The sequence below is a fragment of the Paenibacillus sp. P22 genome, assembly GCF_000469945.2.
Lineage (GTDB): Bacteria > Bacillota > Bacilli > Paenibacillales > Paenibacillaceae > Paenibacillus_O > Paenibacillus_O humicus.
Genome location: NZ_CBRA020000006.1, coordinates 46,991 through 59,615, shown reverse-complemented (window position 1 = coordinate 59,615; position 12,625 = coordinate 46,991). Strand labels below are relative to the sequence as shown.

The 12,625-nt window shown below is 62.1% G+C and carries 9 protein-coding genes and 2 pseudogenes; 10 read left to right on the top strand and 1 reads right to left on the bottom strand.

All coding sequences use genetic code 11. From position 1 onward, the window contains the following. The coding region (locus BN871_RS02020; protein ID WP_048744122.1) for a PucR family transcriptional regulator ligand-binding domain-containing protein at positions 1-835 on the bottom strand (835 nt) is incomplete at its 3' end. Between the two features lie 224 nt (positions 836-1,059). Here BN871_RS02020 and BN871_RS02015 point away from each other — a divergent pair. From BN871_RS02015 to BN871_RS01970, 10 genes and pseudogenes are all read left to right on the top strand, one after another. Next, positions 1,060-2,361, top strand: a complete 1,302-nt coding sequence (locus BN871_RS02015; protein ID WP_048744120.1) for a Zn-dependent hydrolase — start codon at positions 1,060-1,062, stop codon at positions 2,359-2,361. After that, on the top strand, positions 2,333-3,706 hold the full coding sequence (locus tag BN871_RS02010; protein WP_048744118.1) for an NAD(P)-dependent oxidoreductase: 1,374 nt from the start codon (positions 2,333-2,335) through the stop codon (positions 3,704-3,706). The genes BN871_RS02015 and BN871_RS02010 overlap by 29 nt, the downstream gene beginning before the upstream one ends. 115 nt (positions 3,707-3,821) lie before the next feature. Continuing rightward, on the top strand, positions 3,822-5,108 hold the full coding sequence (gene preA / locus BN871_RS02005; RefSeq protein WP_021880783.1) for an NAD-dependent dihydropyrimidine dehydrogenase subunit PreA: 1,287 nt from the start codon (positions 3,822-3,824) through the stop codon (positions 5,106-5,108). A 2-nt stretch (positions 5,109-5,110) separates the two neighbouring features. Then, positions 5,111-6,546, top strand: a pseudogene (gene hydA, locus BN871_RS02000) (dihydropyrimidinase). Beyond that, entirely contained in the window at positions 6,543-6,782 is a 240-nt protein-coding gene (locus BN871_RS01995; RefSeq protein WP_021880781.1) for a hypothetical protein, read from the top strand. The pseudogene hydA and the gene BN871_RS01995 overlap by 4 nt, the downstream one beginning before the upstream one ends. 263 nt (positions 6,783-7,045) lie before the next feature. After that, on the top strand, positions 7,046-7,720 hold the full coding sequence (deoC, locus tag BN871_RS01990; RefSeq protein WP_021880780.1) for a deoxyribose-phosphate aldolase: 675 nt from the start codon (positions 7,046-7,048) through the stop codon (positions 7,718-7,720). Between the two features lie 232 nt (positions 7,721-7,952). Continuing rightward, the gene (deoB, locus tag BN871_RS01985) at positions 7,953-9,134 is read left to right on the top strand and encodes a phosphopentomutase (protein ID WP_048744112.1); all 1,182 of its coding nucleotides are present in this window, start codon (positions 7,953-7,955) and stop codon (positions 9,132-9,134) included. A gap of 48 nt (positions 9,135-9,182) precedes the next feature. Further along, positions 9,183-9,899 carry a purine-nucleoside phosphorylase gene (gene deoD / locus BN871_RS01980; protein WP_048744110.1) on the top strand — a complete coding sequence of 239 codons (717 nt, stop codon included), beginning with the start codon at positions 9,183-9,185 and terminating at the stop codon, positions 9,897-9,899. Between the two features lie 169 nt (positions 9,900-10,068). Then, positions 10,069-11,369: pseudogene (locus BN871_RS01975) on the top strand (pyrimidine-nucleoside phosphorylase). A 204-nt stretch (positions 11,370-11,573) separates the two neighbouring features. Continuing rightward, entirely contained in the window at positions 11,574-12,620 is a 1,047-nt protein-coding gene (locus BN871_RS01970) for a M42 family metallopeptidase (RefSeq protein WP_021880775.1), read from the top strand. Positions 12,621-12,625: the final 5 nt, after the last annotated feature.

The following is a 12,625-nucleotide window of genomic DNA, read 5'->3' as shown; positions in this document are numbered from 1 at the left end:
GGCCGGCCAGGGCTTCGCCTGCCCCCGCAGCCCGCGGCTGCCATTCGGCCAGCCGCAGCAGCGCGTTTTCGAGAAGGCGGCGGCATGTCTCGGCAGCCGAGGCATCGGCGATGACGAGGGTGATGCGCGCGCCGTCGCCGTCCGCAAGACAAGGCGAGCCGGTCCGTTCCAGCTCGCGCTTCAGCAGATAAGCGGCCTCGGTGATGCAGCCGGCAGCTCCGGGGAGGAGAGCGGCCGTATCGCGGCGGCGGCCGGTGCCCGCTCCGAGCTCGAGCAGCACCGTGCGGCACGGCAGCCGCTCGAAAGGCTGCAGCAGCGGATCGCTCCGCCAAGCCTCGTTACCGGGTCCGTACTCTTTGGCTTGCAGCAGCCAGCCGATTCTCTCCTTGTCCGGACGCTCCCGGGCATGCGGCAGCTGCCTGCGGCTGCCGCTCTGAAGCCCGAGGATGAGGCGGTGAAAATCATGAGTGATATCGACGTAGCGCACTTTGCCGGAAAAAACGATGAGCGGGAAGCCGGCTTCTTCAGCTTGCACAATCCATTCCTCGGGAAGGCATGCCATATAGGGGCCAAGCTCGATGCACAGGCACGCGGCTCCGCGGCGGATCAGCGTAGCCAGGAAGCGGCGGCGTTCGGCCGCCTCTCCCCGAAATCCGACCCCGGTCGTCAGAATCATTTCTCCGCCGTGCAGAAGCTCATCGGCTTCGGATATTTCCAGAATGTGGACCCAGCGGATCTCCCGATCCAGGCCGCTGGAGCCGGCTGCCACCAAGGCTTGGGCAAAGTGGGGACTGAGAAGCGTATCGCGGACGGTAAGAGGGCGTTGGACCGGCATAAGCATCCTCCTTATTGCTGGTTCGATTATTAGCTTCCGATTTCTGTAGCTGTCTCTGTAGGGGAAACGGACATGCAGGCACGGATGATCGAAAGAGGAAAGGAGAAGAAGTAAGATTATCTTACATCAAAAGAGGGAATTGGAAAATAAATATTCAAAAAATTCGGAAAATTGAGTATGATACGATATGTAACCTTACATTACGCTTCGAGGGAGGAAGCCCAATGAAGGAAGCCGGAGCAGCCGTATCGATTGAACGACTGCGTTCGAGAATTGCCAGTCTGGGGCGGATCGGAGCGATAGGCGCCACCTCGGCCAGCCGGCCGGCCATGAGCGCTCTTGATGCGCAGGCGCGGGAAACCGTACGGAGCTGGATGGAGGAGGCGGGGATGAAAGCTCGGGTCGACGCCTTCGGAAACTTGATCGGGAGGATGGAAGGCAAGGAAGACGGCCCTGTCCTCATGCTGGGATCGCATATCGATACGCAGCCGAATGCGGGTCTTTATGACGGCGTCGCAGGGGTGGTCGGCGCGATCGAAGCGGTGCAGCTCCTGCGCGATTCGGGAGAGCCGCCTCAAGGCCCCGTCGAGGTGGCCGTCTTTTCCGACGAGGAAGGCTGCAGGTTCGACAAGGGCTTGTTCGGATCGAGAGGACTTGCCGGCAGGCTGGAGGAGGGGGAACTTGACCGAACGGACGCTCAAGGCGTCACGAGGCGCGAGGCGCTGCTGACATTCGGCGGGGACCCAGGCCGCTTCGCGGAAGATGCCTGCTCTCCGGGCGCCGTCAAGGCCTATCTGGAGCTGCACATCGAGCAGGGACCCGTGCTGGAGTCCCTGAACGCATCATGCGGACTCGTCACCGGCATCTCGGGTCCGCTCTGGTGGACCGTCGAGCTGCGGGGATTCGCCGGCCACGCAGGCTCCGTGCCGATGGCGATGCGCCGGGACGCGCTGGCGGGAGCGGCGGCGGTCATTGCCGGGCTGCAGGACCTTCTTCGCGGCGAGGAGGGCTCGCCGGCCGTGGGCACGGTCGGCTCGCTACATGTCTATCCGAATTCCCGCAACGTCATTCCGGAGAGGGTCCGGTTCACGGTCGACCTGAGGGATATGGACATGTCGAGGCGCGGCAGGCTGGAGCGTCGGCTCCGCCTTCTCATCGCGGACAAGGCGGCCGACAACGGCTTGGAATGGGACCTTGTCGTCGATACGGACAGCGAGCCCCGCTATTGCGATCCGGACTTGATGGCTGCCGTCAGGGAAGCGGCGGCCGAAGCGGGCCTGCCGCTGCCGGAGCTGATGAGCGGTCCGTTCCACGATGCGCTTGCGATGTCCCATGTGTGCCCGTACGCCATGATCTTCATCCGCTCGCGCGATGGAATCAGCCATAATCCGCTTGAATATTCGAGCCCGGAGGATATCGCGGCAGGCACGGAGCTGCTGGCCCGGACGCTCATGCGCCTGGCGGCCCGGCCGCCGTACGGGGAAGGAGGACGGCGCGATGGGAATCGACAAGCTGAGAAGCTTTGAGGAGGCGGGCGGCCCATTCGCCGAGCTGACGCTGCCGCTAAGCCGCGCCGCCGCTATGGAAGAATCCAACCGCTGCCTGTACTGCTATGATGCGCCCTGCATCCGGGCCTGTCCGACCGGCATCGACGTGCCTGCCTTCATCAAGCGCATCGCAACGGGCAATACGGCCGGTGCCGCTTATACAATCCTGGACGCCAATCCCTTGGGAGCGAGCTGCGCGCGCGTCTGTCCGACGGAGCTGCTCTGCGAAGGGGCCTGCGTGCTCGGCGGCCCGTCCGCGCCGATCATGATCGGCAGGCTGCAGCGCTATGCTACGGACGATGCCGCCGCGAGCGGACGCCAGCTGTTCCAGGCCGGCGAGCCCAATGGACGCAGCGTCGCTGTCGTCGGCAGCGGCCCGGCGGGACTGTCGGCCGCCCGCGAGCTCGCGAGAGGCGGCTTCAAGGTTGTCGTCTATGAAGCCAAGGCCGAGGCGGGAGGGCTCGGGCATTCCGGAATCGTCTCCTTCCGCCTCCCGCCTCATGTGCCCCGCTGGGAAATTTCCCAGATCGAGGGGCTTGGCGTCGAGATCCGCACCGGCGTCCGCATCGGCGGCTCGGTGAGCGCGCAAGAGCTGCTGGGCGGGTACGACGCGGTTCTGCTTGCGGCAGGCATGGGATATGTGCCTCCGCTCGGACTGCCGGGAGAGGAGCTGGATGGCGTCTACGACGCGATCCGCCTCATCGAGACGACGAAATCGGGCCGCATCCCCTCGAGGCTGGAAGGAGCGCGGGTCGCCGTCATCGGAGCCGGCAATACGGCCGTCGATGCGGCGACGAGCGCGCTGAGGCTCGGCGCGGCTTCCGTCCGCATCGTCTATCGGCGGACGCAAACGGAGATGACGGCTTATCCGTTCGAATACGAGTTCGCCAAGCGGGAGGGAGTGGAATTCCGCTGGCTCACCCTACCGGTCGGCATTGCCGGCGACGGTTCGGGAGGAGTCGCCGGACTGGATTGCGTGCGGCTGGAGCTGACCGGGGAGCGGGGACGGGACGGCCGGAAAATTCCGGTTCCGCTTCCTTCCTCGGAGTTCCGCATGGCAGCGGATGCGGTCATTTTGGCTACGGGACAGCAAAGGCTGATCTCCCTTTCGGAGCAGTTCGGCCTTCGCCATGAACGCGGAATTCCGGAGGTCGACCCCCTCACCGGGAGAACTTCTCATCCGCGGGTCTATGCGGCAGGGGATATGATCCACGGCTCCGGATCCGGGGAAGCGACCGTCGTCTCGGCGGCGGAGCAGGGCAAGCGGGCCGCCGCGGCGATCGCCTCCGCTCTGGCGGGGGGGACGGAAGCTGCGGCCGGATGACAGCAGCGCCGTCAGAAGACTGCGAGGCTGCCAGAAGACAGCGAGGCTGCCAGAAGACAGCAAGGCCGGCAGATGACTAGGGACCGTCCCAGGTCCACCGACAGGAGGCGAAGGCATGGCCGATTTATCGATTTCCATGGCGGGAATCACATCGCCGAACCCGTTCTGGCTGGCGTCCGCTCCGCCTACCAATACAGGGTATCAGGTGCAGAGAGCGTTTGAAGCCGGCTGGGGAGGAGCGGTCTGGAAAACGCTCGGCGAGCCGATCATCAATACGTCCTCCCGCTTCGCGGCCGTCCACTACGGCGGGAGGCGCGTGGCCGGCTTCAACAATATCGAGCTGATTTCCGACAGGCCGCTGGAAGTGAATCTGCGGGAAATCAGGGAAACGAAAAGGCTTTATCCGAAGCACGCTGTGGTCGCCTCGCTGATGGTCGAGCCGAAGCGGGAGAAGTGGCATGAGATCGTGAAGCGCGTCGAGGATGCGGGAGTGGATGGACTGGAGCTCAACTTCGGCTGTCCGCACGGAATGGCGGAGCGCGGCATGGGCGCGGCATCGGGGCAGCAGCCGGATCTCGTCGAGATGCAGACGCTGTGGGCCAAGGAAGCCGCCTCGACGCCGGTGATCGTGAAGCTGACCCCTAACATTACGGACGTCAGGATAACGGCCCGCCATGCGGTACTTGGCGGCGCGGACGCGGTCAGCCTGATCAACACGATCAACAGCTTGGCCGGAGTCGACCTCGATACGTGGAACACCGTTCCCCATGTCGGCGGCCTGGGAGCGCATGGAGGCTACTGCGGTCCGGCCGTGAAGCCGATCGCCTTGAACATGGTGGCGGAATGCGCCCGGGATTCCGAGATAGGCGTGCCGATCTCCGGCATCGGGGGGATCTCCTCCTGGCAGGATGCGGTCGAGTTCATGCTGATGGGCGCTTCGGGCGTGCAGGTATGCACGGCGGCGATGCACCACGGCTTTCGGATCGTCGGGGACATGATCGACGGCCTGAACCGGTATCTGGACGACAAGGGGCTGGCAGCGGCGAGCGAGCTGACCGGCCGCAGCGTCGGCCGCTACGGAGACTGGGGCGATCTGGATCTCAACTACAGAGTCGTCGCGCGGATCGATACGGCGGCCTGCATCAACTGCAACAAATGCCATATCGCCTGCGAGGACGCTTCGCATCAATGCATCGACATGCTGACAGGAAGCGGCGGCAAGCCGTTCCTGCAGGTGAGGGAAGAGGATTGCGTCGGCTGCAACCTCTGCTCGATCGTCTGCCCGGCCGACGGCGCGATCGAGATGGTGGAGCTGCCGGGAGCCGCGCCCCTTACGTGGAATGAACGCCAGCGGGCGCTGGAGAAGCTGAATGCCGATTCGGCCGAGATGGAGGCGGTATGACGATGAGCTCAACGAAAGTGATTGTCGGCGGGACGATTGTGACGGCAAGCGATATGTACCAAGCCGATATTCGGATCGAGAACGGCATCGTGGCGGCGATCGGCAGCCGCCTCGATGCTGCCGGAGCCGAAATCATCGATGCGGCAGGCTTGTATGTATTTCCGGGTGGAATCGATCCCCACACCCATCTGGACATGCCGTTCGGCGGCACCGTCACCGCGGACGACTTCGAGAGCGGCACGATTGCGGCCGCATTCGGAGGCACGACGACGGTGCTCGATTTTTGCCTGACCAAACGGGGCGAACCGCTGTCCGAGGCGGTGCGGACCTGGCATGCCAAAGCGGCCGGCAAAGCGGCCGTCGATTACGGATTCCATCTCATGGTGGCGGATGCCGGAGAGCAGGCGCTGAGGGAGCTGCCGGAAATTATCGGGAGGGAAGGCATTACCTCTCTCAAGGTGTTCATGGCCTACAAGGACGTCTTTCAGGTGGATGACGGAACGATGTTCCGGACGCTGCAGCTTGCCAGGGAGGAAGGAGCGCTCGTCATGGTCCATGCCGAGAACGGGGACGTCATCGACTTTCTCGTCGAGCAGGCGCTGGCGCGGGGCGACACCGATCCGATCCATCATGCCCTTACCCGTCCTCCCGAGCTGGAAGGAGAGGCGACCGGGCGGGCCGCGGAGCTGGCGGGGCTTGCGGGAGCTCCCTCTATGTCGTCCACGTCACCTGCGCGCAGGCGGTTCAGCGCATCGGGGAGGCCAGGGCGAGGGGACTGGCGGTATACGGCGAGACCTGCCCCCAGTATTTGACTCTGGACATCTCCAGCCTGGAAAAGCCGGATTTCGAAGGAGCCAAATACGTCTGGTCTCCGCCGCTGCGGGAACGGGAGCATCAGCAGGTTTTGTGGGACGCCTTGTCCAGCGGAACGCTGCAGACGGTCGGGTCGGATCAATGCTCCTTTCATTTCAAAGGACAAAAGGAGCTGGGACGCGGCGATTTCTCCAAAATACCGAACGGCGGCCCTACGATCGAGGACCGGTTCACTCTTCTCTATTCCGAGGGCGTGGAGAAGGGGAGAATCACGATCCATCAGTTCGTCGACCTCGTATCGACGGCAAGCGCCAAGCTGTTCGGGCTGTTTCCGCGCAAAGGCACGATAGCGGTAGGGAGCGATGCCGATCTCGTCCTGTTCGACCCGTCCGCCAAACGGATTTTATCGGCGGATTCCCATCATCTTAAAGTCGATTACAGCGCCTTTGAAGGGATGGAGGCGACGGGGAAGCCGGTATCGGTGCTTCTGCGCGGACAGTTCGTCGTTCGCGACGGCGAGTTCGTCGGTCAAGCCGGCCGCGGACGGTACGTGCCGAGAGCCAGATTCGGTGCAAGGACGCCGATATCCGTACCGGAAGCTTCTGCGGGGGGGAGGGGGGGATGAGCGCCTGCGAATCCGCATGGGAAGAGAAGCGGCTGCTGGACCGGCTGCTGGAGGAAGAGCGGAGCATCCTGGACGTCCGCGAGGATTTGGACGGAACTGTCGTCCGCTTCTCCGCTCCGGTCGCCGGTTCCGGCCGGCATGCTTCTGCCCCTTGCCTCATCCGGCTGCAATCGGCCGATGCCCGCAAATACGTCGCCAATCTGGTCATCCTTCAGATTCATGCGGCGGAGTTATAGGCGGCTGGGGACGATCGAATCGATAGGAGAAATGTGCAGGCTGCCGCAGCTTGCAAGCTGCATCGGCCAGACCGGGGCGTGCAATCCGAAATTCGTAATGAGAGAAGATGGAAAAACCGAGAAGCCTGCCGAATAATCGGCAGGCTTTTTATGGCATTCTAGGGATAGGAAACCGGTTGAACAAATGCTTATCTACCGTTTTACAATTGTTCAGAGCGGTGATATGATGAAGGCAGCATGCATAATTAGGGGATGATGAGCACATGGAGCATAAGCAATTGGCAGGCATGATCGACCACACGCTGCTTCGCGCGGACGCGGTCAAGGAAGAGATCCTCAAGCTGACGGAGGAGGCGAAGCAATACGGCTTCGCTTCGGTCTGCGTGAACCCGGCATGGGTAGAGCTTGCGGCGGCGCAGCTTGGCGGAACGGACGTGAAGGTATGCACGGTGATCGGCTTCCCGCTCGGGGCGTCGACAAAAGAGGCGAAGGCTTTTGAAACGACGGACGCAATCGCCAACGGCGCCGGAGAAATCGACATGGTCGTCAATGTCGGCGCTCTCAAAGGCGGAGACGACGCGCTTGTCGAGGCCGACATCCGCGCTGTCGTCGAGGCGGCTGCGGGCAAAGCTGTTGTCAAGGTCATTATCGAGACCTGCCTGCTGACGGATGAGGAGAAAGTCCGCGCCTGCGAGGCTGCCGTGCGCGCCGGAGCCGACTTCGTGAAGACGTCTACAGGCTTCTCTACGGGCGGCGCCACTCCGGAGGACGTGGCGCTGATGCGCCGCACGGTCGGTCCGGACCTGGGCGTCAAGGCATCGGGCGGCGTCCGCAGCCTCGAGGACATGCAGCGGATGGTGTCCGCAGGCGCGACCCGAATCGGAGCAAGCTCCGGCGTCAAGATCATGCAGGGCGGCCAATCCACCGCTGCTTACTGAGGAGCTCGATCCGAAGCAAGGCTTCCATGAAGCCGGAAGAACCGGAAGGTTTTTCCGGCTTTTGATTTTGCGCGCGCAGCGGCTTCGCGCCGGCATTTGCCGCGAAGCCTGCCTCGGGCTATGATGGAAGAAGCGGCTCCCGAGACGCGGCGTCTGCCGGCCATTCTACCGGCCCAACAGCATCCGGTTCGATCGTCCGCTTACTTATGGAATTCAGAAAGGAAGGGCCCAAATGCAGCCATTCAAACGCATTCATGTCATCGTCATGGACTCCGTCGGCATCGGAGAAGCTCCGGATTCAGCCGATTTCGGAGATCATGGCGTCAACACTTTGGGACATATAGCCGATCATATGGGCGGGCTCTCGATGCCCAACATGGAGAAGCTGGGGTTGTCCAACATCGCTCCGATTCTCGGAGTCGAGCCGGCGACGGCTCCGCAGGCCTATTACGGCCTCATGCAGGAAGCCTCCAGCGGCAAGGACACGATGACGGGCCACTGGGAGATGATGGGGCTGCGCATCGATACGCCTTTCCGCGTATTCGAGCATGGATTCCCGCAGGAGCTGATCCAGCGGATCGAGGAGCATACCGGCCGCAAGGTCATCGGCAACAAGCCGGCCAGCGGAACGGAAATCATCGACGAACTGGGCGAGGAGCATATGCGCACCGGAGCGTTGATCGTGTATACATCGGCTGACTCGGTGCTGCAGATCGCTGCGCACGAGGAGATCGTGCCGCTGAAGGAGCTGTACGACATCTGCGAATTCTGCCGCGAAATCACGCTCGAGGACCCATATATGCTCGGACGGATCATCGCCCGCCCGTTCATCGGCGAGCCGGGGACGTTCAAGAGAACGGCCGGACGGCATGATTATGCCCTCAAGCCGTTCCAGCCGACCGTCATGAATACTCTCCAGGAGGCCGGGCTTGACGTTGTCGCAATCGGCAAGATTTCCGATATATTCGACGGCGAAGGCGTAACCCGCTCTATCCGCACCGCGAGCAATATGGAAGGGATGGACAGGCTGGCCGAAGTGTGCGGCGAGGATTTCACCGGCATGAGCTTCCTCAACCTGGTCGATTTCGATGCCCTGTACGGGCACAGGCGCGACCCGCAGGGGTATGGAGAGGCTCTGCAGGAGTACGATGCTCGCCTGCCTGAAGTGATCGGGAAGCTTGGCGAGGACGATCTGCTTGTCATTACGGCGGATCACGGGAATGATCCGACCTATATCGGCACCGACCATACGCGCGAATACGTGCCGCTGCTGGTCTATTCCCCGCGTTTCCAAGGCCGCGTCAGCGCTCTGCCGCTCAGGACGACTTTTGCTGACGTAGGGGCTACGATCGCCGACAACTTCAAGGTGAAGGCTCCCGAGCACGGCCATAGCTTCCTGGGGGAGCTGCAGTAGCTCTCCCGCTTTCGTTTTTCAGACCGACAATGCAAAGGAGAAATGAGCATGAGCGTACATATCGGAGCCAAGGAAGGCCAGATCGCGGAGACGGTGCTTCTGCCCGGAGACCCGCTGAGAGCCAAATATATCGCTGAAACGTATTTGTCCGAGGTGGAGCTTTACAATGAAGTCCGCGGAATGCTGGGCTATACGGGCATGTACAAAGGACAGCGCGTCTCCGTGCAGGGCTCGGGCATGGGGCTGCCGTCCATCAGCATCTACGCCCAGGAGCTGATCCGCAGCTACGGCGTCAAGAACCTGATCCGGGTCGGCACCTGCGGAGCGATGCAGCAGCATGTCCGGGTGAGGGACGTCATTCTCGCTCAAGCGTCATGCACCGACTCCAGCATGAACCGCCATCAATTCCTCGGCTACGACTATGCCCCGATCGCGGACTTCCAGCTGCTGAGCAAAGCCCATGAGCTGACATCTGCAGCCGGCATGAAAGTCCATGTCGGCAACATCTTCAGCACCGATGTCTTCTACAAGGAAGACACCTCCGCAGTTCAGCGCCTGATGGATCATGGCGTGCTCGGAGTGGAGATGGAGACGACGGCGCTGTACACGATCGCCGCCCGCCACGGCGTCAAGGCGCTGACCGTGCTTACCGTCAGCGACCATCTGCTTACCGGAGAGGAAACGACGGCAGAAGAGCGCCAATCGACCTTCAACGACATGATGGCAGCCGCTCTCGATACCGCCGTGTCGATCGATCCGAAGTAGCTGCAGGGCCGCATCATTGATGCCGTTAAATTTCGACAGAAGCTTCCGGATTCCGGCAAATCGATTAGCGTCATTAAAAATGGGCGGATAGGCTCTGTAGGGGCATGGGATGAGAATTAATCGTATATATCATTTACGACATTAACTATTGAAGGGATGGTCTTCGTTCATGAGAATGGTGGACTTGATCGAGAAAAAGCGCGACGGACATGAATTGAGCGAAGAGGAAATCGCCTTCATCATCCAAGGCTATACGAACGGGGATATACCCGATTATCAGATCAGCGCCTGGGCGATGGCGATCTTCTTCCGCGACATGTCCAGACGCGAGAGGGCGGATCTGACGATGGCGATGGTCCGTTCCGGCGATTCCATCGACCTGTCGGATATCGAGGGCATCAAGGTCGACAAGCATTCGACGGGAGCGTCGGCGATACGACGACGCTCGTACTTGCTCCTCTCGTTGCCGCTGCCGGCGTGCCGGTGGCGAAGATGTCGGGGCGCGGGCTCGGCCATACGGGCGGCACGATCGACAAGCTCGAGGCGGTGGAGGGTTTCCATGTAGAGCTGACCAAGGAAGATTTCACCCGTCTCGTCAACGAGCATGGCATCGCCATCATCGGCCAGAGCGGCAATCTGACGCCGGCCGACAAGAAGCTGTACGCTCTCAGGGACGTCACGGCTACGGTCGATTCCATCCCGCTGATCGCGAGCTCCATCATGAGCAAGAAGATCGCGGCCGGAGCCGATGCGATCGTCCTCGACGTGAAGACCGGCGCCGGCGCATTCATGAAGGATGAGAAGGATGCGAGGGAGCTGGCGGAGGCGATGGTCGCCATCGGCAACGAAGTCGGCCGCAAGACGATGGCCGTCATCTCCGACATGAGCCAGCCGCTCGGCCTTGCGATCGGCAACGCGCTTGAAGTGAAGGAAGCGATCGATACGCTGCGAGGCGAAGGACCGGCCGATCTGCTGGACCTGTGCCTCGCTCTCGGACGCCAGATGGTCTATCTCGGCGGCAAGGCGGCATCGCTCGAGGAAGCGGAGGACAAGCTGCGCGCTCTTATCGCGAGCGGCGCGGCGCTTGACAAGTTCAAGGAGTTCATCGCCAACCAAGGCGGAAATCCTGCCGTCGCCGACAATCCGGAGCTTCTGCCGCAGGCGCCGTACCGCATCGAGCTGCCGTCCAAGGAGGACGGATTTGTCGCCGAAATTACGGCTGACGCCGTCGGCACGGCCGCGATGATTCTCGGAGCCGGCCGCGCGACGAAGGAATCCGAAATCGATCTGTCGGTGGGCCTCGTGCTGAACAAAAAAGTCGGCGACGCCGTCAAAGCGGGAGACTCCCTCGTTACGATCCATGCTTCCAGCGAGGACGTCGCAGAGGTCAAGGAGCGCCTGTACAAAGCGATTCGCGTTGCGGGCAGCGCCAAGGCGCCTGTGCTGGTCCGGGGAATCGTAACCGAATAAGCGATTCAGGATTCATGCCGCCGGCTGCGCCGACAAGCCGCGGCCGTCATGTCCCTTTCGATCAGCCTGCATGGACGGCTGGCCGGAAGGGACTTTTCCGTGCTGCGCTGCAGCCGCCTTGGACGGCGGTCCGGCCAAGCAAAATATGGTACAATGTCGAAGGATTCAGGATGATGAAGCTTAGTTGGAGAGGGGAATGTCGGAATGGCTGTTCTGAAGGATAAGCTCGATCGAGCGTACATTCTTGATTTTTTGCAAAAGCTTCTGGAGACGCCCAGCCCGAGCGGCTTCTGCATGAATATTATGTCGCTGGTCCAGCGGGAGGCGGAGCGTCTCGGCTACAAGATGGAATTGACGCCTAAAGGGAACGGCATCTTGACCGTTCAGGGAACGGGAAGCAAGGCTCCGCTGCTGCTGTCCGCCCATGTCGATACGCTTGGCGCGATGGTCCGCTCCGTCAAGGGCAACGGCATGCTCCGCATGACGCCGATCGGCGGTTATGCGATGCATACGGTCGAAGGGGAGTATTGCCAGGTGCATACCCGCAGCGGCCGGGTGTACGAGGGCACCGTGCTGTCGACGGCGACGTCCGTGCATGTGTATCCGGATGCCCGCAGCCAGAAGCGCGAAGAGGCGACGATGGAGGTCAGGCTCGACGAGTCGGTGTTCAGCAAGGAGGACACGCTTGCGCTCGGAATCGCGCCGGGCGACTTCGTCTCGTGGGATCCGCGCGTGCGCATCTTCGACAACGGCTGGGTCAAGTCCCGCCATCTGGACGACAAGGCCAGCGTCGCAGCGCTGTTCGGCATTCTCGAAGCGCTTAAGCGGGAAGGGCTCCAGCCGTCAGGCAGCGTTACCTTCCTCATTTCGACCTACGAGGAAGTCGGCCACGGAAGCGCCCATATCCCGGCGGACATCGTCGAGATGATTGCGGTCGACATGGGCGCGCTCGGCGACGATTTGTCGGCAACGGAGCTCGACGTATCCATTTGCGCCAAGGATTCCTCCGGTCCTTACGACTACGGCATGACTTCCAGGCTGATCGAGCTCGCCCGGCGCGAGCAGCTTCCGCATGCGGTCGACATTTATCCGTTCTACGGCTCGGATGCCTCGGCCGCTCTGCGCGGCGGAGCGAACATCCGGGCGGCGCTGATCGGCCCCGGCGTCCATGCCTCCCACGGGATGGAGCGCACGCATGCGGATGCGATCCTCCATACAGGCGCGCTGCTGCTCGCCTACATGATGGAATAGGAAGC

Excerpts from the sequence above, each read along its gene's own strand:
- BN871_RS02015 (WP_048744120.1), top strand. The coding sequence starts at position 1,060 with ATGAAGGAAGCCGGAGCAGCCGTATCGATTGAACGACTGCGTTCGAGA.
- BN871_RS02010 (WP_048744118.1), top strand. The coding sequence starts at position 2,333 with ATGGGAATCGACAAGCTGAGAAGCTTTGAGGAGGCGGGCGGCCCATTC.
- deoD (WP_048744110.1), top strand. The coding sequence starts at position 9,183 with ATGAGCGTACATATCGGAGCCAAGGAAGGCCAGATCGCGGAGACGGTG.
- BN871_RS01995 (WP_021880781.1), top strand. The coding sequence starts at position 6,543 with ATGAGCGCCTGCGAATCCGCATGGGAAGAGAAGCGGCTGCTGGACCGG.
- BN871_RS01970 (WP_021880775.1), top strand. The coding sequence starts at position 11,574 with ATGGCTGTTCTGAAGGATAAGCTCGATCGAGCGTACATTCTTGATTTT.
- deoB (WP_048744112.1), top strand. The coding sequence starts at position 7,953 with ATGCAGCCATTCAAACGCATTCATGTCATCGTCATGGACTCCGTCGGC.
- deoC (WP_021880780.1), top strand. The coding sequence starts at position 7,046 with ATGGAGCATAAGCAATTGGCAGGCATGATCGACCACACGCTGCTTCGC.
- preA (WP_021880783.1), top strand. The coding sequence starts at position 3,822 with ATGGCCGATTTATCGATTTCCATGGCGGGAATCACATCGCCGAACCCG.